This is a genomic window from Pectobacterium odoriferum (genome assembly GCF_009931295.1).
Taxonomy (GTDB): Bacteria; Pseudomonadota; Gammaproteobacteria; order Enterobacterales; family Enterobacteriaceae; genus Pectobacterium; species Pectobacterium odoriferum.
The window spans coordinates 3,209,007-3,234,009 of sequence record NZ_CP034938.1; the positions used below are offsets into that span (position 1 = coordinate 3,209,007).

17 protein-coding genes are annotated in these 25,003 nt (G+C 55.4%); 5 read left to right on the plus strand and 12 right to left on the minus strand.

What is annotated here, in order from left to right; genetic code table 11:
* Positions 1-47: 47 nt before the first annotated feature.
* Genes EO763_RS14420 through EO763_RS14435 form a run of 4 tightly spaced genes read right to left on the minus strand, consistent with a single transcriptional unit; the run spans position 48 to position 4,564 of the window.
* Entirely contained in the window at positions 48-1,046 is a 999-nt protein-coding gene (locus EO763_RS14420) for an ABC transporter permease (protein ID WP_161529368.1), read from the minus strand.
* Entirely contained in the window at positions 1,043-2,035 is a 993-nt protein-coding gene (locus EO763_RS14425) for an ABC transporter permease (protein WP_161529369.1), read from the minus strand. The genes EO763_RS14420 and EO763_RS14425 overlap by 4 nt, the downstream gene beginning before the upstream one ends.
* Positions 2,032-3,579: a sugar ABC transporter ATP-binding protein gene (locus EO763_RS14430; RefSeq protein WP_161529370.1), complete on the minus strand. Its 1,548-nt coding sequence runs from the start codon at positions 3,577-3,579 to the stop codon at positions 2,032-2,034. The genes EO763_RS14425 and EO763_RS14430 overlap by 4 nt, the downstream gene beginning before the upstream one ends.
* A gap of 4 nt (positions 3,580-3,583) precedes the next feature.
* Positions 3,584-4,564, minus strand: coding sequence for a sugar ABC transporter substrate-binding protein (locus tag EO763_RS14435; RefSeq protein WP_039506145.1), 981 nt, complete (start codon positions 4,562-4,564; stop codon positions 3,584-3,586).
* A 238-nt stretch (positions 4,565-4,802) separates the two neighbouring features.
* Here EO763_RS14435 and EO763_RS14440 point away from each other — a divergent pair, with 238 nt between their 5' ends.
* Positions 4,803-5,324: a 1,2-dihydroxy-3-keto-5-methylthiopentene dioxygenase gene (locus EO763_RS14440; protein ID WP_161529371.1), complete on the plus strand. Its 522-nt coding sequence runs from the start codon at positions 4,803-4,805 to the stop codon at positions 5,322-5,324.
* Positions 5,325-5,408: 84 nt separating this feature from the next.
* Entirely contained in the window at positions 5,409-5,873 is a 465-nt protein-coding gene (locus EO763_RS14445; protein ID WP_039360165.1) for a YehS family protein, read from the plus strand.
* 145 nt (positions 5,874-6,018) lie between these two features.
* On the opposite strand, the gene EO763_RS14450 is transcribed toward EO763_RS14445, so the two are convergent.
* From EO763_RS14450 to EO763_RS14485, 8 genes are all read right to left on the minus strand, one after another.
* Positions 6,019-7,011 (minus strand): Rpn family recombination-promoting nuclease/putative transposase, encoded by a 993-nt coding sequence (locus EO763_RS14450; RefSeq protein WP_425281347.1) that lies wholly within the window; start codon positions 7,009-7,011, stop codon positions 6,019-6,021.
* A gap of 158 nt (positions 7,012-7,169) precedes the next feature.
* Complete coding sequence (cobA, locus tag EO763_RS14455; protein ID WP_161529373.1) at positions 7,170-8,003, minus strand: uroporphyrinogen-III C-methyltransferase; 834 nt, start codon at positions 8,001-8,003, stop codon at positions 7,170-7,172.
* A gap of 25 nt (positions 8,004-8,028) precedes the next feature.
* On the minus strand, positions 8,029-10,737 hold the full coding sequence (locus EO763_RS14460; protein ID WP_161529374.1) for a nitrate reductase: 2,709 nt from the start codon (positions 10,735-10,737) through the stop codon (positions 8,029-8,031).
* The gene (nirB, locus tag EO763_RS14465; RefSeq protein ID WP_161530407.1) at positions 10,734-14,921 is read right to left on the minus strand and encodes a nitrite reductase large subunit NirB; all 4,188 of its coding nucleotides are present in this window, start codon (positions 14,919-14,921) and stop codon (positions 10,734-10,736) included. The genes EO763_RS14460 and nirB overlap by 4 nt, the downstream gene beginning before the upstream one ends.
* Positions 14,922-14,940: 19 nt before the next feature.
* Positions 14,941-15,735: an ABC transporter ATP-binding protein gene (locus EO763_RS14470; protein WP_161529375.1), complete on the minus strand. Its 795-nt coding sequence runs from the start codon at positions 15,733-15,735 to the stop codon at positions 14,941-14,943.
* 10 nt (positions 15,736-15,745) lie between these two features.
* Entirely contained in the window at positions 15,746-16,660 is a 915-nt protein-coding gene (gene ntrB, locus EO763_RS14475; RefSeq protein WP_161530408.1) for a nitrate ABC transporter permease, read from the minus strand.
* A gap of 12 nt (positions 16,661-16,672) precedes the next feature.
* Complete coding sequence (locus EO763_RS14480) at positions 16,673-17,932, minus strand: CmpA/NrtA family ABC transporter substrate-binding protein (protein WP_039506155.1); 1,260 nt, start codon at positions 17,930-17,932, stop codon at positions 16,673-16,675.
* A gap of 660 nt (positions 17,933-18,592) precedes the next feature.
* Positions 18,593-19,882 carry a nitrate regulatory protein gene (locus EO763_RS14485; protein ID WP_161529376.1) on the minus strand — a complete coding sequence of 430 codons (1,290 nt, stop codon included), beginning with the start codon at positions 19,880-19,882 and terminating at the stop codon, positions 18,593-18,595.
* 300 nt (positions 19,883-20,182) lie between these two features.
* Here EO763_RS14485 and EO763_RS23645 point away from each other — a divergent pair, with 300 nt between their 5' ends.
* From EO763_RS23645 to cydA, 3 genes are all read left to right on the plus strand, one after another.
* Positions 20,183-22,261 (plus strand): phage tail protein, encoded by a 2,079-nt coding sequence (locus tag EO763_RS23645; RefSeq protein WP_244321999.1) that lies wholly within the window; start codon positions 20,183-20,185, stop codon positions 22,259-22,261.
* Positions 22,261-22,878, plus strand: coding sequence for a tail fiber assembly protein (locus EO763_RS14500; RefSeq protein WP_161529377.1), 618 nt, complete (start codon positions 22,261-22,263; stop codon positions 22,876-22,878). Before EO763_RS23645 ends, EO763_RS14500 begins: the two co-directional genes overlap by 1 nt.
* 539 nt (positions 22,879-23,417) lie before the next feature.
* On the plus strand, positions 23,418-24,995 hold the full coding sequence (gene cydA, locus EO763_RS14505; RefSeq protein WP_039506160.1) for a cytochrome ubiquinol oxidase subunit I: 1,578 nt from the start codon (positions 23,418-23,420) through the stop codon (positions 24,993-24,995).
* Positions 24,996-25,003 lie beyond the last annotated feature (8 nt).

Consider the following 25,003-nt stretch of genomic DNA (forward strand, 5'->3'; position numbering starts at 1 on the left):
CCCTCTGTTTTTTATTCGTGTTCTGCTTTTTATTCATGTTTGAACATTTATTGCCGCTGACGCAGCCGCCCTTGCAGGAAAGAGAGCGCCAGCGCCAGCACCAAAATCACGCCGCTCAGCGCATCTTTTACGATGAAGTTCAGCCCCATCAGGTTCAAACCGTTGGCGATCATGCCGAGAAATAACACGCCGATTAGCGTCCCCGTCACGTTGGGCCGTCCCTGCGCATGAAACGCGGTACCGATAAAAACGGCGGCAATCGCGTCCATCAGGTAAGCCTGTCCGGCCAGCGGCGTAAACTGACGCAGATTGGCGGATAACACGACGCCGCCGATGGCGCACGTCACCGACGTAACAATCAGCAGCCAGAACATCGTGCGTCGTACGTTAACGCCCGCAATCAGCGCCGCTGGCGCATTCAACCCCATCGCATGGATACGTTTACCCACAATCGTTCGTTCAAATAACAGGTAATAGGCAAACCACAGCACCGCGACAATCACGATCGGCACCGGAATACCCCACAGGTCACCTACAGCCAGCTCGTGGTACTGCGGTGCCATCCGACGGTAAGCGATCGGCCCGCCGCCCTCGGTATAGATTCGCTCAATACTGCTGCCGATAAACCAGGTTCCCAGCGTTGCCAAGAATGGCTTAATCCGGCAATGAATAATCAGCACCGCGTTAACCAACCCCACCAGCGCACCACCCGCCAACGCGGCCAATACCGCAGCCTGCCATGGCAGACCATAGACTTTGAGTGCCACCAGCGCGAAGGCAGCGCCAAAGTCCAGTGCAACGCCCACCGACAGATCGATCCCACCGGCCGTCACCACCAGCGTCATGGCCAACGCCACAATCAACAGCACTGCGCTACCTTGCAGCAGATTCCCCCAGTTGCCTAACGTCAAAAATATCGGGTTTTGCAGCGAGAAAAACACCAGAAAAGCCAGCAGAATGACCAGAAAACCATAGCGGATAAAGAACGACAGCCCCAGTCTGCCGCCCAGCAACGCAGGTTGCGCCGCCAAAGAAGAACTTTTCACGCGTGACTCCTTTGCCTGCGTAGCGAGGCGGCGGCGAGCACCACCAGAATCAGTACGCCCTTAATCGCGCCAACCCAGAAGATATCGACTCGCAGCAGCGCCAGACCGTTCGACAGCGCGTTCACCAGCAGCGTGCCCAGCAATGCGCCCCAGATGGTGACCACCCGACGGCGAGAGAACGCCGCGCCAAGAAACGTCGCCAGTACCATCTCCAGTAACAGCGGTTCTGCCGTGCCGGGAGAACTGCCCGATCCTTGTGCCACCAGCGTCAGCGAGGCCAGTGCCGCCGCCAGCGCACCTAACAGATACGAACCGATAACCAATGGCATGTGGGAAATACCCGACAGCTGCGCCGCTTCACGGTTTCCACCGGCGGCCTGCAAATGCTGACCCCAGCGGCTATGGTGAACGATAAACTGAAACAAGAGGAAGACCAGCAGCATAAACCAGACCGCTAGCGGCAAACCCAGCAAAGTGCTATCACGAAATGCCACAATCATCGGATCGCTCACGCTGATGCGTCGCTGCTGGGTCAGCAAATTGGTGAGTCCAATAACGGCTACGGAACAGGCTAATGTCGCCAACAGCGGCGGTAGCCGAACCGCCACCACCAGAGCCGCATTCACCGCGCCCGCCACTAGCGCGGCCCCCGCTACGCACACAATCAACCACAAATAGCTGATATCCGCGTTCGTCAAACCGTCGCTGATTATCGCTACGGCAAGTACCGCAATCGCGGGCAGTGAGAGATCGATACCGCCGGAGACAACATCATCACCGCCGCCCGTAATGACGCAGACCAACCCGAAGCACAGGATCGCCAGCGGCGCGCTTTGCCGCAAAATAATGGTGATATTTTGCCAACTGAGAAAATAAGGTGCACTCAGGCAGAGGAACAACAGCAGCGCCGCAAACAGCAGTAAGGGAATATGATTGAAAAGTCGGGCTAAACATGGCGCCGAGCGGATGAATTGTAGGGCACGAGTCATATCGCCTCCTGCATTCGGCCGCTGCTGGTCAACGCCAGCAGGCTATCCAGCGAGAGGTGTTCCGTCGGCACATCGGCGATGAGTTCACCGCGCCACATCACCAGAATGCGATCGCAAAGCCCCAGGAGTTCGCCGTCATCGCTGGAAGAGACAATAACGGCCCGCCCTTCTGCCGCGAGCTGCTGGGTAAGCTGATAAATTTCGGCTTTCGCGCCAATATCGACGCCCAGCGTCGGTTCATCCAGAATAAACAGCTGGGTATCGGTCTTTAGCCAGCGCGCCAGTATCACCTTCTGCTGGTTGCCGCCGCTTAAATTGCGCACAGGAACGCTGACATCGCGCGGCCGGATATCCAGCGTCTGCGCCAGATGATTCGCCTGTGCTACCGCTTGCTTACGCCGCAGCCAACCGCGCCAGGCTACCGCAGGTAAAGAAGCCAGATTGATATTGTCCGCCACCGATAGCGGTAAAATCAGCCCGTCATGACGACGATCGCGCGGCACCAGCGCCATTTTCTGTGCGATGGCCTGTACCGGAGAACGCGGACGCAGCGTCTGACCATTGATCGCAATATGCCCCTCACGGGCAGGCGAAATACCATAGAGCGCATCAATCAGCGCCTCACGCCCCGAGCCTAACAGTCCTGCAATGCCGACGATTTCTCCCGCCGCCACCTGAAAACTTATCGGCTGAAAATGTTGTCGATCCGTGAGTTGTTCAACCTGTAGCAAAGGCGTCTCAGTTTTCTCTGTCTTTCGTTTTCCGTCAAACAGGCTGGCGATCTCTCGTCCCACCATCAGACGAATCATTCCATCGATATCCTTCGTCTCAGGATCGTCCAGCGTCGTCACGCCCTTACCATTGCGTAACACGGTGACGCGATCGCAAATATCCGCAATTTCATTGAGATAGTGGGAAACATAGATAATAGCGATGCCGCGCTGTTTCAACGTCTGGAGCGTATGCAGCAACTGCGCGGCTTCACGCGCCTCCAACGGTGCGGTCGGTTCATCAAACACCACCAGCCGCGCCTTGCCGTCAATCAGTGCCCGCGCAATCTGTACCAGTTTACGTTGCGCCAAACTTAAATCCCGAATGAGCTGGTTGGCATCTATCGATAAATTGAACGTGTGTTGAAAAAACTGTTCGGTTTCACACCGCATTACCCGACGATCGACGCCTCGCCAGCGGCTCACAAGTTCCTGCCCGAGAAACACCGACTCCGCCACGGTAAAATGGGGAATCAGATGCAGTTCCTGATGGATAAAACGAATGCCGTGCGCGTGAATAACCGCGGGTGTCACGGCGGTCAGCCGCTGTCCATCGATAGCAATCTCGCCACTGTCCGCAGCATAGACCCCAGCCAGCACCTTGATTAAAGTTGATTTCCCCGCGCCATTTTCCCCAATCAGGCCGAGAATTTCTCCCGGCCGAACCGTTAGTGATACGTTGTCCAGCGCGGAAATCCCCGAGAACTGCTTACTGATGTGCGTCATTGCCAGACCGCCGCCGGATGGCGACGGGGTTGAGTGATATCCCACCATAGCGTTATTTCAGTTCGCCATAGCCAAGCTGTTTATAGACCGCTTTGGCTTCCGCCTCTCCCTTGACGGGCAACACCGGCACAAATGTCTGCGGCAGTAGCGTGGCGCCGGCGAAGTAGCGGGCGACATTTTTCGCCGATGTGGTGCCAATCAGACGCGGCTGCTGTGCAACGTTGGCAACAAACGGGCTGCCTTTCTCCGCCATAATTTCCAGCGTTTCTGGCCCGGCATCAATCGCCGTAACCTTCACATCCTTGTCACGCCCAGTTTCTTCCAATGCCTGCACCACGCCGATGGCAGGTTGATCCCAGCAGGCAACATGGATCGCATCCAGCGTGCCTTTCGGATGCTGGCTCAGCAGCTCAAGGGTTTTCTTACGCGCATCTTCCGGCGAGTTGGAATATTGCTCAGCCAGCTCAGGCTGAATGATTTTGATACCCGGATAATCTTGTAGGACGTATTTCCACAAATCATAGCGGATACCACAGATGCGCAGCGCGTTGGAGAAGGCGTTAAACACCGCAATATTGCCTTTTCCGCCCAGCGCATCCGCCGTGTAGCGCCCGATCGTCGAACCGATCGCGTAGTTATCCGACGTCGTGTTATTAATGGAGTAAGACGAAACGTGATCGACGGTAAAAACCGGAATTTTCGCGTCACGCAGCGCTTTAAATTTCGGTTCTACCGCGCTGTCACCAAGAATACTGATCACCGCATCCACCTTACGTGCCAGCAGGATATCGTGGTTATTGGCATGAACCTGATTATCACGCCCGCCATCCACGCCCACGACCTGTCCACCGAGTTTCTCAATTTCTTCGGTCGCCCCTTTATAGGCCTCACGATCCCAAAAATGCTGTGTCCCCACGACGGCGACACCAATGGTTTTTCCCTTCAATGACAGTGTCTCATCAGCCGCCTGAACAGAGGTCATTACCCCCGCAGCCAGCACGCACGCAGCCAGACGAGAAAAGCGAGTCTTCATCATTTTTATCCCAGTTTTTATAAAATTATTAGCAGTGAAAGAGATTAGCAACGGGAAAAGTTAAATCGAAATAACAAAAATGATAATGGCTAGTGATTAAATAGAAATAGCATTGATACACAGATGTAATGATTATTACCTATTGAATTTGCAGGAATAAGTTATAAAAAAAGCATCTTGTTTTTTATCCCTATAAAGTTAATGGTTAAGGTTCTTCTATACCTAAGGGAAAGCAGACATGACAACGTTATCGATTTACCACCGTCCGCAGATCACACAGCCCGTCCAGCAGATCACCACGTTTAATGACATCGCTTCCCTGCTCGCCAGCGCTGGGATCCAGTTAGAGCATTGGCAGACCGACGCACCTCCGCTCGACGCCAGCAGCGAAACCATTTTGACGCAGTACCGTGCCGATATTGAACGTCTCAAACAGCAGGAAGGCTACACCTCTGCCGACGTGATCAGCCTGACGCCAGATCATGCCGAGAGACTGGCGCTGCGGGAAAAGTTTCTTCAGGAACACACCCATAGTGAAGATGAAGTGCGCTTCTTCGTGCGCGGCAGCGGAAGCTTCTTTGTGCCGATTGGCGAGCAGGTTTTCCAGCTTACCTGTGAGGCCGGCGATCTCTTACGCGTTCCCGCCAACACGCCGCACTGGTTTGACTGCGGCGAATTCCCTGATTTTGTCGCGATCCGTATTTTTACCAATCCAGAAGGCTGGGTTGGGCACTTTACCGGACGGAAGACGTTTCACTAATTCCACGATCGTTTCTGCATTTCTCCGCCGTTCCCTTTATACTGTGCGTTTTGTACGAAGACGAACGGCGAGACCCCCTCCGTAATGATGAACAACGATGTCCTGCGCAGCGTGCGCTATATGCTGAATTTCAATAATGACCACCTGCTGAAGATCCTGGCGCTGGTGGAGATGACCGTCCCTCCCCAGCAGTTGGCGAGCTACGTCAAAAAAGAGGGAGAGGAAGGCTATCAGCCTTGCCCGGATATCGTGATGAGTTATTTCCTGAATGGGCTGATTCTGCAAAAACGCGGTCAAGATGAAAACCAGCCTGCGCCGCAGTTTGAGCGCAAGATGACCAACAATATTATTCTAAAAAAGCTGCGTGTCGCGTTTTCACTAAAAACGGATGATATTCAGGCGATCTTGCTGGCACAAAATTTTCGTATTTCAGTGCCGGAAGTCACCGCGATGATGCGCGCACCTGACCATAAAAACTATCGCACCTGCGGCGATCAGGTGATCCGCTACTTCCTGAAAGGGCTGACGGCACGAGTACGCAAAGGCTAAAAGCGCCGTTAACGAAAGACGTGAGCGTTGCCTGACTGACCTTTTCTTGTAAAGGCATCAGCAACGCTCAGTCTTTAGTGCGGTATTGTTTAGTGCGGTATTGTTTAGTGCGGTATTGTTTAGTGCAATATCGTTTAGGACGGTATCAATGCTGTGTGTCATGCAGAATAGCCGTGACCAACTGCTCCAGCTCTTCTTCCTCAAGCTGAGTGACCTGCTGCACGCTGTTCTTATCCATCCCCGTTAGCAATAAATTACGGGCAATTTGCCTGGCACTGTTTTTCATCCCTTGTTCAATGCCCTGCTCCAATCCTTGTTCTCTCCCTTGTGCTAATCCTTGCTGAATACCGCGTTGGATGCCTTCCTCGAATCCCATTTTTTTCAATTGTTCTGCAATCGTCATAATGTCCTCCTGACCGGTTGATAGCGGTGCAGCCAGTGCGTCAATAAAATCTGCGGGTTTGGATGTGCTTCCCGTTTGTGCAATATAAAATAACAGCGCACGACGCTGCGTCAGCGGCACCGACCAGCGTTCAAATAGTAACCCAATCTCACGCGCCAGCTCCAGCATATCACGGGTACGAATATGCTTCTGTACCAGTTCCAGTAACGCCATGCGTCGGTGCGTGCGAATCTCATCATCCGAAATAGCGGTTAAATCCACCAGTGGAAAAGGCTGTTCATACAGCGCTTTTGCCAGTTCGGGATCGGTGAAACTGTCCAGCCAGCGAAGGCTATAGGGATAAGGACGCGCTCTGCCATGATAAAACAGCAGCGGCACCACCAGCGGTAAGCGATCGTGTCCCTGATCCAGATGCTGCTGCATAGCAGCCAGACAATAGCGCAGCAGCCGGAAAGCCATCTGCTTTTCCGGGCGGCTTTGGTGTTCAATCACACAGTAAATATATCCTTTACCTGCGGTAGTACGCAGCGAGTACAGCACGTCCGATATCCGCGCGCGCAGCTTTTCATCAATAAATGACGCGGACTCCAGCTGCAACGTGCTGAAATCACATCGCTCGCGAATGTCATCCGGCAGATGAATAGTCAGAAAATCCCGTGCGACCGCGATATCGCTGAGAAACTGTTTGAAGATCGCATCATGCGATGGCATCTCGTCCCCTTCCCTGTAGACCATGACTGAAAATTCAGTAGGGAGGGTAACGGGGATGCGATAACAAAACAGAAGACAGCGGAGAAAGTGGAAAGCGCCTCGAAGAAAAACACGTTCTTTCACGTTAAAAAGTACTTCACATGCAAAACGAGGCGCTAATCATCGAAAGGAATCTGTTGCCGTCAGGCGGCTGCATGCTTTTCCATCATCAAACGTGCAGGGGCTGCATCACCATGCAGCGCCGGATGACGGCAGAAGCGAACAACGTCACCCACCACCAACAGGCTCGGCGACTGTGGCTGATAGCGAGCCAACAGTGCGGGTAAGGTTGCCAGCGTCGCGGTCAATAGCCGCTGATCTGGCTGGGTGCCGCGTTCGATAATCGCAACGGGCATCTGCGCTGACAAGCCGTGTTCGATCAGGCGCTGGCACAGCCGAGAGCTGTGGCTCAGCCCCATATAGAACACCAGCGTTTGCTGACTGTCCGCCAGCGTCGGCCAGTCCAATTGCGGTTCGCCATCGCGCGAATGGCCGGTCACAAAGCGTACCGACTGCGCACAGGCACGATGCGTCAGCGGTAGCCCCACTGCTGCCGCACAGCCTGTCGCGGCAGTAATACCGGGCACCACATGACAAACAATCCCGGCCTGCTGGGCATAGTCCATCTCTTCGCCGCCGCGACCAAAAATAAAGGGGTCGCCACCCTTGAGACGAATCACCCGTTGCCCAGCCTGCGCCAGTTCAACCAACAGCTGATTGATTTTCTCCTGCGACAAACGGTGGCAGCCGCGCGTTTTTCCGACATCGATACACAGCGCCTGCTCCGGCACCAAATCCATAATCTCCGCCGACACCAGCCGATCGTAGACCACCACATCCGCCTGCTGGATTGCCCGCAGCGCCTTCAGCGTCAGCAGTTCTGCATCGCCCGGCCCTGCGCCCACTAACCAGATTTCACCGCCGAGTACGGGCTGACGCCGCTGGCCCTTCGCCAATATTGATTGTGTTGTCATCATGTCACACCTCATTACGCCGTGGCGCTCAACCTGCTTTTTTCAATTCATTGACCGTTATCGGCACATGCTGACTCAATAACGCCTTCAGTTCGGGGATACAGGAACCGCAGTTGGTACCGCATTTCAGCGTACCGCCTAACGCTTCCACGCTGTGACACCCCTTACGAATCGCACCGACGATGATCGCTTCGCCAACGCTATAGCAACTGCAAATCGTGGCTCCCTGCTTCACCTGTCCTTGTGGAGCCTGACCCGCCAGCAGCGCATGGCGTTCGTGCGGTAGCTGCGGTGGGGTGGCAAACGCCTGACGCACCGCATCGCTGTCGATACGCAGCGCCTGTGCACTCACATAGCAGGCCAACACCACGCGGCCATCGCGCCAGCCAATCAGGTGAAATACGCCGTTGCCCTGCGCAACCTGACACTGCATATTTTCCAACCCATAATGTTCAGTCAGCCATGCCTGCCAATCGTCTACTGGTACACGATCGGCAAACAGATACTGCGTCACGCCTTCATGAGGGATCTTACTCCAGTAGGTTGTGGGCGGCGGCAGAACGTCATGCTCTGCGGGTAACGTTAATGATGCAGTTGGCAGCTCGTCGGCAAAAAACAGCGTTGCCTGCCATGCGGCATGCCAGGGTTGGATACGCACCCGGCTGTGCTTACTTTCCGGCTGACCGGAATAGGGATCGGTAATCGGTGCGACTAAACTGTCAGCCCGCGCCTGAGCGCTGAACTGCTGATTCCAGTGCATCGGTACAAACACGCTGCCGCGCGCCTGCCCAGCGTCGAGTCGTGCTCGCGCCAGCATCCAGCCGTGCACCGACGACAGACGCACCAGATCGCCCGCCTGAATATCATGTGTCTGCGCATCCTGTGGGTGCAGCTCGCAGTAGGGTTCGCTGATATGACGCATCAGCCGAGCCGCTTTGCCGGTACGCGTCATGGTGTGCCACTGATCGCGAATACGCCCAGTGTTCAGTATCAGCGGATACGCCTCGCTCCACGGGCTTTGTGGCAGCGACGGTGTTACGGCCACCAGACGCGCTTTACCATCGGGATGCCAGAATCGACCATCGTCACCCAGTCGGGCGCGTCCGTGTGGAGATGCCGCATTCACCGGCCACTGTATCGGTTCCAATTGCTGCCACTGCTGATTGCTGAGCGTCGCCAGCCCGCTGATATCAAACGCCCGGCTGCCATTATTCTCAAACCCAGACAACGCCGCATGTTCACGAAAAATCTCCGCTGGGTGCTGATAAGTAAATGCCTCAGCAAAACCCATACGCTGCGCTACCTGACTCAGTATCCACCAGTCGGCTTTGGCTTCCCCCGGCGCAGGTAGAAAGGCACGCTGACGAGACACCCGGCGTTCGGAATTGGTTACCGTGCCGTCTTTTTCTCCCCAGCCCAGCGCGGGCAGTAAGATATCAGCGGTTTCTGCAGTATCGGTGTAACGCATCACCTCGGAAACGATCACCAGCGGGCAGCGTTCCAGCGCCTGTTTCACCCGGTCAGCGTCTGGCATCGACACCACCGGATTAGTGCCCATGATCCACACCGCTTTAATATCGCCGCGTTCAACCGCGCGAAACAGTTCCACTGCATTCAGACCGGGCTGCGTCGCCACATTATCGCTCTGCCAGAAGCGCCCTACGCGCTCGATGTCCTGTGGCGTAAAACCCATGTGGCTGGCAAGCTGATTAGCTAACCCGCCGACTTCCCGTCCACCCATCGCATTTGGCTGTCCGGTTATCGAAAAGGGGCCAGAACCCGACACGCCAATTTTACCGCTCAGCAGATGCGCATTAATGATGGCGTTGCATTTATCACTGCCCGAGGACGATTGATTTATGCCCTGCGAATAGAGCGTGACCACTTTATCGCGGGTGCTGAACAGGCGATAGAAACACTCGATATCGGCTTCATCTAACCGACAGAACTCCGCGACCTGCGCCACCGACCATGCCTGCGCTGACTGTAATGCCTCTTCCACGCCGGAAAAGCGCTCGGCCAATTCAGCGACATCGATGCGCGAACCCTGTGCAAGCCAATGCAGCAGGCCATTGAACAGCCCCGCATCGCTGCCGGGTTGCAGCGGCAAATGCAGATCGGCAATATCGCAGGTTGCGGTACGTCGAGGATCGATCACCACCACCGGCATCTGTGGCCGCTGCTGTTTCGCCTGCACCAGCCGCTGATACACCACCGGATGTGCCCAGGCGGTATTAGAACCGACCAGCACCACCACATCCGCCAGTTCGATATCTTCATAACTACAGGGAACGGCATCCGCCCCTAGTCCGCGCTTATAGCCAATCACCGCAGACGCCATGCACAGCCGCGAGTTGGTATCCATATTGGCGACGCCAATGAAGCCTTTCATCAGTTTGTTGGCGACGTAGTAATCTTCCGTCAACAGCTGACCTGACCCATAAAACGCGACCGACTGCGGGCCGTGCTGCTGCATGGTCGCCAGCAGCCGTTCAGCTACCGTATCGAGCGCCTGATCCCAGCTAACGCGACGCCCTTCCACTAACGGCCACAAGAGCCGGCCTTTCAAATCCAGCGTCTCTCCCAGCGCGGAGCCTTTGACGCACAACCGACCAAAATTCGCCGGGTGTGCGGGATCGCCGCTGATCTTTACCCCACCTTGCCCATCGTGTTCTGCCAGCACGCCACAGCCGACGCCACAATAGGGGCAGGTTGTCCGACAGACGCGCGCGTTCATGATGCTTTCGCCATGGCGGTGTCTGCCAGAACGACGCCTTCAGGCACGGCCAGCGGTTGACGGCATACCCAAATCTCGTCGTCTTCCACGCGCACCGGCCAGGCACGCACGTACAGCGCGCTGTCATCCGGGCTCACACCGTCTCGCAGCTTGAAGCGTTTTTTGTACAGCGGAGAAATCACCACCGGTTCCCCCGCCACGTCACCCAGTAGCCCACGCGACAGCACGTTCGCCCCGCTGCCCGGCTCATGGTTTTCTAACGCGTACACCTGCTGCTCGCTGCCCGGCAGGTGGAACAGCGCGATTTGCTGCTGTCCGAGGCGCGCCGCCATGCCAGCATGACGCGGAATATCGCCCAGCGTCGCCACCTGTACCCACTCTGCTTCATGCGCGGCGGGTTTCAGCACAGCGGGTTCTGGCGATACCGCTTTCTCATGATCCTGTGCCGGACGGATCTGCCCACGCTCAGGCACCATCACCACCGCTTCATCCGGGCTATCGCTGTTCAGGAAGCCGCGGAACAGCGCCAGACGTTCCGGGCTTTCCAGCGTGGTTTGCCATTCGCACTGGTAGGCATCCACCACGCGCTGCATCTCTTTATCTAACTCTTCACCGATATTCAGGCTGTCTTCCAGAATCACCTGACGCAGATAGTCGATACCACCCTCCAGATTATCCATCCAGGTGCTGGTGCGCTGGAGGCGATCGCCGGTGCGGATATAAAACATCAATACCCGATCGATGGTGCGCAGCAGGGTTTCCGTATCCAGATCGCTGGCGAAGAGATCCGCATGACGCGGTTTCATGCCGCCATTGCCGCACACGTACAGATTCCAGCCTTTATCGGTGGCAATCACGCCGATGTCTTTGCTTTGTGCCTCCGCACATTCGCGGGTACAGCCAGAAACGGCCATTTTGACTTTATGCGGCGAGCGCAGCCCCTTGTAACGGTGCTCCAGTTGGATCGCTAACCCGGTGGAATCCTGTACGCCGTAGCGGCACCAAGTCGAGCCCACGCAGGATTTCACGGTACGCAGCGATTTACCGTAGGCATGGCCGGTTTCAAATCCAGCATCGATCAGCTCACGCCAGATCGCTGGAAGCTGTTCTAAGCGAGCGCCGAATAAATCCACCCGCTGGCCGCCGGTGATCTTGGTGTACAGGTTATAGCGCTGCGCAACCTGCCCGATAGCGATCAGGCCTTCTGGCGTGATCTCCCCCGCCGGAACGCGCGGCACAACGGAATAGGTGCCGTCTTTTTGGATGTTGGCAAAGAAACGATCGTTGGTATCCTGCAACGGCAGATGCTGCGGTTGCAGCAGGTAGTCATTCCAGCAGGAGGCCAGCATAGAGCCCACCAGCGGCTTACACACTTCGCAGCCCAAACCATGGCCGTAACGCTCAAGGAGGCTGTCGAACGAGCGGATCTCATGCACGCGAATCAGGTGATACAGCTCCTGACGCGCATAAGCGAAGTGCTCACAAATATCCTTCTTCACTTCAACGCCCAACTGCGTCAGTTCGTACTCCATCACCTGCTTAAGCAACGGCACACAGCCACCGCAGCCCGTCCCCGCCTTGGTGCAGGTTTTCAGGGCGCCCAGTTCACCGCAGCCGCCTGCCACCGCCGCCGAGATATCGCCTTTGCTGACGTTATGGCAGGAGCAAATCTGTGCACTAGCGGGTAACGCTGCCACGCCCAATCCTTTCGGCGCATCACCGGAACGCGCGGGCAAAATCAGCCCTTCCGGCTGTTTAGGCAACGGCATGTCGTTGAGCATCATTTGCAGCAGCGTGCTGTAATCGCTGCTGTCGCCAATCAGTACCGCCCCCAGTAAACGCTTGCCGTCGGCAGAGACGACAATTTTTTTGTAGACTTCGTTCGGGCCATCCGTCCACTGGTAGCTTTGGCTTCCCGCCGTGCGCCCATGTGCATCGCCAATCGAGGCGACTTCTACGCCCAGCAATTTCAGCTTGGTGCTCATGTCCGCGCCGGTAAATGGCGTATCGCGCTGCGCCAGCGTATCCGCCACGCTGCGAGCCATCTGGTAGCCCGGTGCCACCAGCCCGAAAATTTGCCCTTTCCACAGCGCACACTCGCCGATGGCGAAAATCGCGTCATCGGAAGTCTGGCAGTGGTCATCAATCACGATACCGCCACGCGGCCCTTTCTCTAAATCGCAGCTATCCGCCAGTTTGTCGCGTGGGCGAATCCCGGCGGAAAACAGCACCAGATCGGTTTCCAGCACGCTGCCGTCGGCAAAGCAGAGGCGATGTAGCGCCTGCTCACCGTCGGTGATTTCCCGCGTTTCTTTGCTGAGATGAATCTGTACGCCCAGCGCTTCAATCTTGCGGCGCAGCATGGTGGCACCGCCGTCATCCAGCTGTACCGCCATCAGACGCGGAGCAAACTCCACCACATGCGTGTCCAGCCCCAGTTGACGCAAGGCGTTTGCGGCTTCCAGCCCCAGCAAGCCGCCACCAATCACCACGCCAGACTTGCCCTTTTTAGCCTGTGCTGCAATCGCATCCAGATCGTCCAGCGTGCGATACACCAGACAGCCGGGGCGCGTATTGCCGGGAATCGGCGGAACAAACGCATAAGAGCCCGTCGCCAGCACCAACTTGTCGTAGGCGGTTTCTCTGCCCTGCGCATCACACACGCATTGACGCTCACGATCGATAGCCACGATCTCACTGGCGCTGCGCAGCTCAATGCCGCTCTCGGCAAAAAAGCCGTCTTTTACCAGTGACAAAGAAGCGGCGCTGCGGCCGGAAAAATACTCGGAGAGGTGAACGCGGTCATAGGCTTCATGGCGTTCTTCACCGAATACGACAATGTGGTAATGCTGATGCAGGTCGCGTTCAACCAGCTGTTCAAGAAAATAGTGGCCGACCATACCGTGGCCGACGACCACCAAAATAGGTTTGCTCATGACAGGAATCCTTACAGCTTCAGGCTGTGGGTCAGAATCAGGGGAAGAAAGGCCGAAAAGCAGCGAGGCAGGCGGAATCATCTCGCCTTCTGTCGCACTATCCATCGCGGCCAGCAGGCGCTGGCTGTCGTCAGTGTCGCCATACAGCAGGACACCACTCAGCCGACCGTCGCGAACGAGCAGACGACGATAGTGCTGCGTCTGCGGATCAAAAAGGGTGTACACCTCATCATCCGGTGTAACGTTAATATCGCCGCCGCTGACCACGCCAATACCGGTGACCTTCAGTCGCGTTGCCGCCTGCTCACGCTGATAGTCTTTCGGTGCATGTCCGGCAAGGCGCTGTGCCACCAGCGTGGCATGGGCGAAACACGGGGCAACCAGCCCGAAGGTTTCGCCATTGAGTTCGCAGCATTCGCCGATCGCGCTGATATACGGGTCGGCGGTTTGCAGTTGTCCATCCACCAGCACGCCACGGTTGCAGGGCAAGCCGCATTCCCGCGCCAGTTGGCTGGCAGGAATCACGCCCGCCGTCACCACCACCAGACCTGCCGGAATCGTGCGGCCATCGGCCAGTGCGACCGCCGTCACCCCGCGTTCATCTCCATGCAGCGCCACCACCTGCACATCCGTCTCGCAGGCAATGCCGCGTTCTCGCAGGCTGTCGCACAGCAGGTCACTCGCCGTGGCGTCCAGTTGACGCTCCATGAGAACCGGGACGCGATGCAGCAACGTGACGTCGGCACCGCGCAGTTGCAGCGCCGCGGCGGCTTCAATGCCGAGTAGGCCACCGCCAATCACCACCGCAGGGACGGACTGACCAATCGTTGTTAACATCAGTTCGACATCATCCAGCGTGCGGAAGCCGCACACGCCCGCCAGATCGATACCGGGCATCGGCGGCATAAACGGCGTGGATCCGGTCGCCAACACCAGATGATCGTAATGCAACTGCCGTTGCGTCGTTGTCACCTCGCGCTGCTGGCGATCGATATGCATGACCCGCTCACCCAGCAGAGTGTTCACCGGCAGCGCCGCATCGTCGTCGAGCGTCGCTGGCGTCAGCAGCGTATCCGTAAACGCTTTCTCGCCGCTTAATACTGGCGACAGCAGGATACGGTTATAGCTGGCACGCGGTTCATCACCAATTACGGTGATTCGGAAGCGCGTGGCGGCCAGTTGGCGCAGTACATCGACGAATCGCGCACTCGCCATCCCGTTACCAATCACAATCAGATGCGGTTTCATCATCGTTCCGGCCTCGCTGTCAGGCTGCTTTAGGCTGTTTTTCATATAAGAAATGCAGCACCTGCTGGCGGTAGTGGTGGTAGCGTGGATCGTCGGCCAGCACCACGCGTGAACGTGGACGTTCCAGCTCGACATTCATGATTTCACCGACCGTCGCCGCAGGGCCGTTGGTCATCATCAGCACGCGATCCGACAGCAGTACCGCTTCGTCGACATCGTGGGTAATCAGCACAATCGTGGTTTGCAACCGCTGCTGAATCTCCATCACCGCATCCTGAAGATGTGCGCGAGTCAGCGCATCCAGCGCACCGAACGGTTCATCCATCAGCAGGACTTTCGGCTTCATGGCCAGCGCGCGGGCGATACCTACACGCTGCTTCATCCCGCCGGAGATCTCATTCGGCCGTTTGTTCAGCGCATGCTCCATATGTACCAGTTCGAGATTGTGGATAATCCATTCGTGCATTTCGCGCTTGTTCATCTGACCGCGAAACACCTGGCGTACCGCCAGCGCCACGTTTTCATAGGTGGTCAGCCACGGCAGCAGTGAGTGGTTCTGAAAGACCACGCCGCGCTCCGGCCCCGGGCCGTCGATTTCACGGTTGTCACACAGCAGGCCGCCGCTGCTCGGCAGCGTCAGACCCGCAATCAGGTTCAATAACGTAGATTTGCCGCAGCCGGAATGGCCGATCAGGCTGATCGTCTCACCGGTGTGAATATCAAAACTCACCTGATCCAGCGCCAGAAACTCACCGCTGGCGGTATTGAAACGCTGGCTCACCTGCTGCACTTGAATAATGGGTGTTGTACGCATCGTCGGCTCCTTAGCGGTTGTCATAGCTGAAACGGTTAGCAATCCACACCAGTCCCTGCTCAAGCAGCAGGCCGATAACGCCAATCACCACGATGGCGATGATGATGTTTTCTACATTCAGGTTGTTCCACTCGTTCCAAATCCAGAAGCCGATACCGACGCCGCCGGTCAGCATTTCCGCCGCCACAATCACCAGCCAGGCGACGCCAATCGACAGACGCACACCGGTCAATACGTTAGGCAGCACCGCAGGCAGCAGAATCTTGCGCATGATGGTAAATTCGGAGAGCTTCAACACCCGCGCCACGTTCAGGTAATCCTGAGGGATGCGGCGCACACCTTCGGCGGTGTTAAGGATCATCGGCCAGATGGAGCAGATAAAAATGGTCCAACTGGATGCCGGTTCGGCACGCTGGAACAGCAGCAGGCCGATAGGCAGCCAGGCCAGCGGACTGACCGGACGCAGCAGCGAAATGATCGGGTTGAGCATGTTAGCCAGAAACGTAAACCGACCAATCAGGAAACCAGCAGGAATGCCAACCAGTGCCGCCAGTCCGAAGCCAATACCAACACGTTGCAACGAGGCCAATACGTTCCAGCCGATGCCCTGATCGTTCGGCCCTGCGATGTAAAACGGATCGGCAAAGAGGCTGAGCGCCGCAAGCCAGGTCGTCCACGGCGTCGGGAAGTTTTCGCTGTTGAGTGCAGCAATCTGCCAGACCGCAACCAGCAACCCCAGCCCCAGTACCGCAGGGAAAAGTTGTTGAAACAGCTTGCGCAGCAGTGGGCGATAGACGAAAGCCGATGCCACCGGTGCTTTTGCAGGCGTTGCGGGTTTAGTTGGCAGCGGCGTAATGTCGGCGCTGTGTACGGTTTCCGGGACGTTATCCGCGGTAATTGGAATGACCTGGGCCTGGTTTTTCATCATCAACCTCACTTATTTCTTCACGCTAAAACTGTTGGCATAACCCGCTGGATCGCTACCATCCCAGCGACGGCCATCGATGAGTACGCTGCTGCGCATATCGCTACCGGGCAATGGCACATTCCCCACGGCATCGGCCGCCTGCTTATAGATATCAATACGGTTAACCTGCTTCGCGACAGCCAGATAATCCGGCTCTTCGGTGAGCAAGCCCCAGCGTTTGTGCTGGGTGAGGAACCACATGCCGTCGGACAGGTACGGGTAGTTCACGGAACCGTCGTGGTAGAAACGCATCGCGTGTTCGTCTTTCCAGCTTTTCCCCAGCCCATTTTCGTACTGACCCAGCATGCGTCCGACGATGGTTTCTTCTTTGGCATTGATGTACGCGCGTCCGGCAACGACGCCTGCCGTTTCGCGGCGGTTGTCGTCCGAGGCATCAATCCAGCGTGAGGCATCGAGGATCGCGGCGGTCAGCGCGCGGGCGCTATTCGGGTTGGCGTTTACCCAGTCAGCGCGGGTGCCCAGCACTTTTTCAGGGTGATCCGGCCAAATGTCTTGCGAGGTGGCGGCGGTAAAGCCGATGTTTTCGCTGATGGCACGCTGGTTCCACGGCTCGCCGACGCAGTAGCCGACCATGTTGCCAATCTTCATGTTCATCACCATCTGCGGCGGCGGCACCACCACGGTGCGCACGTCGTTCAGCGGATGAATGCCGGCGGAAGCCAGCCAGTAATAAAGCCACATGGCGTGTGTGCCAGTAGGGAAGGTTTGGGCGAAGGTATAGGTGCCCGCCGGGCTGGCAGCGATATACTTTTGCAGCGCGGCGAGATCCGTGACGTTGGCTGCACGCAGTTGGTTCGCCAGCGTGATGCCTTGTCCGTTCTGGTTGAGCGTCATCAGTGCCGCCATGTTGCTCTGCGAGCCAGACAGCCCCATTTGCAGACCGTACAGCTGACCATACAGAATGTGGGCGGCATCCAGCTCGCCCGATACCAGCTTGTCGCGTACCGCGGCCCAACTGGCTTCTTTGCTGGGAACAATGGTGATGCCGTATTTCTTATCGAAACCTTTCACTGCCGCCATCACAACCGAGGCGCAGTCCGTCAACGGGATAAACCCAACCCGAATTTCCTTTTTCTCCGGCGCATCGGAACCGGCAGCCCAGGCGCTATTCATCAACCCCGGCAGCATCAGGCTGCCTCCCAGTGCAGCACTCCCCAACAGAAACTGGCGGCGAGAGACGGTCATGCTTTTGGTTTTGGAATCACTCATCAACGACACCCTTACGAAAAAACGCCTTTTCAAGCGGTAAAAAAAAAACGGCGTCCACAAGCCCATGCAGAATCTGCACGCTTATGGACGCCGTTGTCCGATTAACACCTTCCGCACCGCCGTTGGCCCGAAACGCATTATGAATGTTTGGTTGTTGCTAATGACTTAAAGCAAGGTTTGTGCCAGCTATCACACTTTTACATATTGCCGAGGGGAGTGGTTTAATCGTGAGGTGAACTGAAATTTAGGTAACAATATGTAATTTAAGGTTATTGTTTCGTGCGCCAGAATATTGCCATTTCTATGCTACGTCGTAGCACGCGCCCGACACGGGGCGCTCAGTCGCCGCCGCCCCGTGACCCGTGGCTTTTTCGCGAAAAATAACGTCGCTACGCGATACCTTCAGAAAAAACAGCCTCTTAACGGACCGCAGTTGACGCGTTCCCGACGCGGCAACGGCTTTCGCGGCTTCCCTGCCGCTCATCCTAAGCCTGTTTTTTCTTCAGCGTTATTTACGCTTATCACAGCACAACGACAGCGAGAACCCGCTACGCACGAAATCACTTAACACTGTCAGTTACTCCGCTATTTTCCCTCTAACAAAACGAGGTCTTGCACCGCCAACTGGCAGAACACGCACAGTTCATGTGCATATACCTCTTAAGGGGTATCACCAAATACATCGGCCACCGCGAGCATCGCCGTCGCGATGTCAATCAGCTTTTTATTCTGGCTCATCGCCATGCGGCGCAGGGTTTTGTAGGCCTCTTCTTCGCTTAATCCACGGTGCTGCATCAGCAAGCCCTTCGCACGATCGATCTGCTTTCTTTCATTCAACGTGGCTCGCAGCGCAGCCAATTCATGATCCTGCGCCTGTAAGCGACGCGACTGTTGCTGCACCAGCGACAGTAGCGAACGCCCCAGCTGTGGGCTGACACCATCGCTATGTAGCCAGTTGGGCTGCGCACTTTGCCCTTCCACGCCATGACCGGCGATAAATATCGAATAACCGGGATCGTCATGCTCCTGCTGTGCCATCAGTGCGTCGAGATCTGCGCGCTGATCGCTACATGCCTTCTCCGCTGACGCAATACGGGTACGGCAGCGCTGCATCAGCGTCTGCTCCAGTTCATCTTCCATCTGCTTCATTTCATCAATGCGCCGCGTGGCAATCGAAAACCAGTGCAGGCTATCGGCTTCCGGCAGCTTTTCTATCGGGCTGCGGGTGCACACAATGCGGCGCAGGCGCTCAAATTCGCTGTCTACCGCGATAGCCCGCCAGCGCTGCTGGTTTTCTTCATCGCTAAAACTCAGAAAGGTATCGAAACAGCGCTCCTGCCGTTCAATCAAATCCAGCAGCTTTTGCCGGGTTTCCTCATCGACACTGCCCGCCGCATAGGCTGCCGCGCCAATAGCACGCTCCTGCCCCGCCAGTTCTTTCCCCTGCATAAAGCTGAACATGGCAATCAGCGCGCGGGAAATCCCCGGATCGGCTGCCGTATCCGAGACCTCAAAAACCAGCGCCAGCAGGTTGCGAACAATGTCGTTGAAAAACGTCATCGCCTGCGGCTGAGGCAGCAAACGCTGGCAAATCTGCTGGCGCAGCGCGGGCAGCAGGCTCAGCGCATAAACCACGCTGGCAACACGGCTGAATAAACGGCTCGCCTGCGGCAATTCCGCCGTCATTTTTTCCAACCCGGCCAGATGCGTCATCAAATGCGCCTGTGCCGCCTGCACGTCTTTCTCACGTAGCGCCAGTTCGTCGGCGAACAGTCGACCATCGGAGCAAAGAAACAGGTTGGCTGTTCCCCGTTCACGCTGCAATAGATGGACGAGTTGGCTGATTTTGCCCACCAGCTCACCGCTTTGCAGCAGGTAACGCAGGCTGTTCAGCTCACACTGGCGCGAGGCAAGTAAAAATCGAATTGTCGTTGAAGGCTCCGCCACCATTACTGTCTCTCCTGAAAAAACCACGTTCAGAAATATGCAATTAACGCGCCATTTGCACTCATTCACATTTAGCGGAAAGCAAGGGCATGTTGTCCGCACGATGGCTGCTGAGTTCGTACACGTTTCACTTCAATTTTTAAACTCCGTTACTAAACCAACCCCATCGCAAAAGGTACTCTCATCATCGTTACTAAAACTGTTTTATAGCCATCGGCATGATGCTGACATCGGCGTGGAAACAGAAAGAATCGCTGTTAAAACCGCATCGTAGCGACGTCACAACCATAGGAACGCATGAACATGGCGAATTTATCTGAACAAGAAAGCTGGATTGATGGAATTTATCAGCTTGAGACATCGGACCCCGTTGTCGCAGGCCCAGGGGGGATCTCTAACCGTCAGGCAGAGCAATTAGCCAGCCGCACGGCTTACCTGAAAAAAATGCAGGAAACCACGGGTGAGAGTTTGCAGGTACATCTCGCTGCCAGCGACCCGCATTCGCAATATGCCCCCAAAAATAGCCCGGCGCTAACAGGAACACCCACCGCGCCAACGACAGCACAAACGGCAAACAACACGCAAATTGCCACCACAGCATTTGTGAAATCGGCCCTTGCCGCACTGGTCAATGGCTCTCCGGCAGCACTGGATACGCTGCAAGAGCTGGCGAACGCGTTGGGCAACGATCCGCACTTCAGTACCACCGTGGTGAATGCCATTGCTGATGTGAAAACTGACGTAGCCAATAAGCTGAATGCCCATGCTTCCATCCTCGATGCGCATCCTCAGTATGCCCCAAAAGCCAGTCCTGCATTCACGGGCACGCCAACCGCGCCGACTGCCGCATCCGGTTCTAATGACACACAGTTGGCGACAACGGCCTTTGTGAAAGCCGCCGTAGCAGCATTGGTTAATGGTTCTCCTGCGGCGCTCGATACGCTGCAAGAATTGGCGAACGCATTAGGTAATGATCCGAACTTCAGCACAACGGTGTTGAATGCACTAGCGGGTAAGCTGGCAAAAGATCAGAACGGTGCGGATATTCCTGATAAGGCGAGATTTCTTTCGACACTTGTTTATCGCGGCGAATTGGTAAATGGCGGAACGTTTGCGGCATGTAATCAGGTAGGAGTGTATCGAGTAGCTATTAATGACGGTAATACCGTTACAGATATGCCCAAAAACATTCGTGGGGAAATTCTGTATTCATACGGTTTTTTACTGGTAGATGAAATAGCAGGTGTCATTAGCCAGATATATTTACCTCACCGTGGCCCCGTCGCAACGCGCCAAAATTGGGATGGGATTTCCTACAGTCTGGGCTGGAATGTCATGCTTGACGGCTTAGCGAATAAACCCAGCGCGACGGATATTGGCGCATTCCCGCTGGGATTTACAGGTCATGTAAATAATAGTGACGTGGCGTGGGATGCGAATTCAGGCGTTTATCAGGCACTGTTTCCCGGCGCAAGCAACATGGTTGTGCATTTTTTTGGTGGTGCGTCCAGTTGCCCATCATTGCAATTTTTGGCTGAGTATGGAAATGGCGGGCTGTCATACCGCACAGCGCGTGATGGCATGGGATTTGAACATCCGTGGGAAAAATTTTACACAACCCAATTTAAACCGACTGCGGCTGATGTCGGCGCATTGCCAATTACAGGCGGTCATCTACAGGGCGGAGTTAGGCTGCGGGGGAATTTAGACCTCAATGCTAGAGATGCAGTAGTCGGTGTGATGCCCGATGCGAGTTACAGACAAATGCTGTCGTTATCACCCGATAATACTGTTGTTGTTGGCAATCCGAATAGCTCGACGGTTATTCATACCAATGACCGCGTTTACATCGCAGCCGCAGGCGGGGCATGGCGTTCAATCTATCATGATGGAAACCTAACCCCGCAAACCATCGGCGCACTACCCACATCCGAACTGGTCGGCATGCCGCTGCCATTCCCTGGCGCTGTTGCGCCAGCAGGGTGGCTGAAATGCAACGGTCAGCAGTTCGATACGGCACAATACCCTGTTCTGGCATCCCGTTATCCGAACGGTTTCCTGCCCGATTTACGCGGCGAATTTGTACGCGGTTGGGATGACGGACGCGGCGCTGATGCTGGGCGTGCGTTGCTATCAGTACAGGGCGATACGATACGCAGCCACAAGCATGCGCTCAAACTATCGCACGAGGGAGGGGGTCAGTACGACGGAGGGGGATTCCCGCCGCTGGATGCAACTGGCCCATTTGTTGTTCACAGTGAAAGTCAGCCTGATGGGTCATCATCATCATCATCTGGAACGGGTAACCCGATGTATTCGTTTGGTGAGAGTGAAACCCGTCCCCGCAATATCGCCTTTAACTACATCGTGAGAGCAGCATAATGAGCAACTATTCAACACAAATTAAAAACGCAGAACTGAACGAACGCGGATTAGCCATCAATACGGGATGGATTACCGTTTATCACGTTAACCCGGCTACGCGGGAATACCTGTCAGCGAGCTATGAGTATGTTATGCAAGGTGTTGGCCTGCCCGCCGACAGCTACGCAGACGAACCGCAATTGCCGCCTGTCGGCCAAGCCTTGCGCCGTAGTGCAGACGGTAAGGCATGGGAACCGGTGCCAGACTATCGCGGCCAGACGGTTTACAGTACGGAAACACGACAGGCGCAGACGGTGACGCAGTTCGGTGAACTGCCTGACAATATGACATTTCTGGCTCCAGCAACCGAGTTTGATCAGTGGAATGGGGCGGCTTGGGTGACAAACTTAGAAGCGCAACAGCTTGCCGCAACCAAAAGCCTACAGCAGGAACTGGCAGCACGGCGCGCGACAGCAAATACCCGAATTGCCGAGCTGAACTACGCAGTGGATTTGGCTATTGCCACGGATGAAGAGCAAGAGCGGCTAACCCAATGGAAAATTTATCTGGTGACGTTGAACCGCATTGATCTCACCGCTGCGCCAGTTGTGTGGCCAGTAGCACCTTCCGTGTAATCGCTGGCACCCGTATTTCATCATATCAATTAGGTGTGCCGTATTTAGCATACGGCACACGCACATCATCTTCGCCTCTTTAGTAAGGATATTCTGATAATTTCCTATTATCTTTATCGTCAAATGTAAAATAAAATAAAAAATGAAACTGTTATATTTATACATTTCAAATCTGTACTATTTTAATTAAATTAAATTTCCAACACCAACAAATATACAGAACAAAAACCCAAAAATTAAAATCAAATAAAATTAAACACCAAGAAGTAATGTAAGATTAAAATATAAAACCAAAATAATGACATAAAAGATAAAAAAACCGAATCAACAAACTGTACTATTTATCCTTCAGTTTTTGCACGCTATAATCCCCACACGTTTTATTCACTATTCATTTTTATCTCACTTCAATCAGTGACGTTAATTTCTGACGGATGCAAATATCGTCGGCGGTAATTTATTCGCATTTTATTCATCACTATTTATTCCGGCAAGCATCGGAATAACAGCATTTTCCTGCCTGAAGCTAGGAGCCTAACATGTTTGATGTCGTTGAGCTGTCGCGGCTGCAATTTGCCCTGACTGCCATGTATCACTTTCTTTTCGTCCCGCTGACACTGGGGTTATCTTTCCTGCTGGCCATTATGAACACCACTTATGTGTTGACCGGCAAGCAAATCTATAAGGATATGACCAAATTCTGGGGCAAGCTGTTCGCCATCAACTTTGCGCTGGGCGTGGCAACTGGTCTGACGCTGGAATTCCAGTTCGGCACCAACTGGTCTTACTATTCTCACTACGTGGGCGATATTTTTGGTGCGCCGCTGGCAATGGAAGGACTCATGGCGTTCTTCCTCGAATCCACGCTGATCGGCCTGTTCTTTTTCGGTTGGGATCGTCTGACCAAAGTTCAACATATGCTGGTGACCTGGTTCGTCGCGCTAGGCTCCAACTTTTCCGCCCTGTGGATTCTGGTCGCCAACGGCTGGATGCAAAACCCGATTGCCGCCGAATTCAATTATGAAACCATGCGCATGGAAATGCTGAGCTTCGCCGAACTGGTGCTGAACCCGGTCGCGCAGGTGAAGTTTGTGCACACCGTAGCCGCAGGTTACACCGCCGGCGCGATGTTTGTTCTCGGGATCAGCTCTTACTATTTGTTGAGAGGCCGCGATATCGCCTTTGCCAAACGCTCGTTCGCGATTGCCGCCAGTTTTGGTCTGGCCTCGGTGCTGTCCGTCATCGTGTTGGGCGATGAATCCGGCTATGTGATGGGCGACGTACAAAAAACCAAGCTGGCTGCGATCGAAGCCGAATGGGAAACGCAGCCCGCCCCCGCGTCTTTCACGCTGTTCGCCATCCCCAATCAGGAAACGATGCAGAACGATTATGCAATCCACGTTCCCTACCTACTGGGACTCATCGCCACACGCTCACTCGACAAACCCGTCGTCGGCATTAAAGACCTGATGGCGCAACATGAGATTCGCATTCGTAACGGCATGACGGCCTATGGCCTGCTGGAAGAACTGCGCTCAGGTAACACCGACCCCGCCGTTCGCGCACAATTTGAGGCCGCCAAGCGCGATCTTGGCTACGGTCTACTGCTTAAGCGTTATACCGATGACGTCGCCAACGCCAGCGAAAACCAGATTCAGCAGGCAACCAAAGATTCGATTCCTCGCGTCGCGCCGCTGTATATCGCGTTTCGTCTGATGGTGGGCTGCGGCGTGCTGATGCTCGGCATTTTTGCTCTGTCGTTCTGGAGCGTCATACGCGGCCGCATGGGGCAGCGCAAATGGCTGCACCGCGTGGCGCTGTACGGCATCCCCCTGCCCTGGATCGCGATTGAATCCGGCTGGTTCGTCGCCGAGTACGGCCGCCAGCCGTGGGCAGTCGGTGAAGTTCTGCCTACCGCCATCGCCAATTCCTCCCTTGAGGCACACGACATCCTGCTGTCGATGGGGCTGATTTGCGGACTGTACACGCTGTTTCTGATCGCAGAAATGTATCTGATGTTCAAATTTGCCCGACTGGGGCCAAGTAGCCTGAAAACCGGCCGCTACCACTTTGAACAACCGACGACACAATCCCTCGCGACACCTGCAAAACCTTAACAGGAGCC

What these genes read in the sequence shown, in the direction of transcription:
- nirB (WP_161530407.1), bottom strand. Translation starts at nt 14,921, where the DNA reads ATGAAACCGCATCTGATTGTGATTGGTAACGGGATGGCGAGTGCGCGA.
- EO763_RS14470 (WP_161529375.1), bottom strand. Translation starts at nt 15,735, where the DNA reads ATGCGTACAACACCCATTATTCAAGTGCAGCAGGTGAGCCAGCGTTTC.
- EO763_RS23645 (WP_244321999.1), top strand. Translation starts at nt 20,183, where the DNA reads ATGGCGAATTTATCTGAACAAGAAAGCTGGATTGATGGAATTTATCAG.
- EO763_RS14425 (WP_161529369.1), bottom strand. Translation starts at nt 2,035, where the DNA reads ATGACTCGTGCCCTACAATTCATCCGCTCGGCGCCATGTTTAGCCCGA.
- EO763_RS14440 (WP_161529371.1), top strand. Translation starts at nt 4,803, where the DNA reads ATGACAACGTTATCGATTTACCACCGTCCGCAGATCACACAGCCCGTC.
- EO763_RS14500 (WP_161529377.1), top strand. Translation starts at nt 22,261, where the DNA reads ATGAGCAACTATTCAACACAAATTAAAAACGCAGAACTGAACGAACGC.
- EO763_RS14485 (WP_161529376.1), bottom strand. Translation starts at nt 19,882, where the DNA reads ATGGTGGCGGAGCCTTCAACGACAATTCGATTTTTACTTGCCTCGCGC.
- EO763_RS14435 (WP_039506145.1), bottom strand. Translation starts at nt 4,564, where the DNA reads ATGAAGACTCGCTTTTCTCGTCTGGCTGCGTGCGTGCTGGCTGCGGGG.
- EO763_RS14450 (WP_425281347.1), bottom strand. Translation starts at nt 7,011, where the DNA reads ATGGTCTACAGGGAAGGGGACGAGATGCCATCGCATGATGCGATCTTC.
- EO763_RS14430 (WP_161529370.1), bottom strand. Translation starts at nt 3,579, where the DNA reads ATGGTGGGATATCACTCAACCCCGTCGCCATCCGGCGGCGGTCTGGCA.
- ntrB (WP_161530408.1), bottom strand. Translation starts at nt 16,660, where the DNA reads ATGAAAAACCAGGCCCAGGTCATTCCAATTACCGCGGATAACGTCCCG.
- EO763_RS14460 (WP_161529374.1), bottom strand. Translation starts at nt 10,737, where the DNA reads ATGAACGCGCGCGTCTGTCGGACAACCTGCCCCTATTGTGGCGTCGGC.
- cydA (WP_039506160.1), top strand. Translation starts at nt 23,418, where the DNA reads ATGTTTGATGTCGTTGAGCTGTCGCGGCTGCAATTTGCCCTGACTGCC.
- EO763_RS14480 (WP_039506155.1), bottom strand. Translation starts at nt 17,932, where the DNA reads ATGAGTGATTCCAAAACCAAAAGCATGACCGTCTCTCGCCGCCAGTTT.
- cobA (WP_161529373.1), bottom strand. Translation starts at nt 8,003, where the DNA reads ATGATGACAACACAATCAATATTGGCGAAGGGCCAGCGGCGTCAGCCC.
- EO763_RS14445 (WP_039360165.1), top strand. Translation starts at nt 5,409, where the DNA reads ATGATGAACAACGATGTCCTGCGCAGCGTGCGCTATATGCTGAATTTC.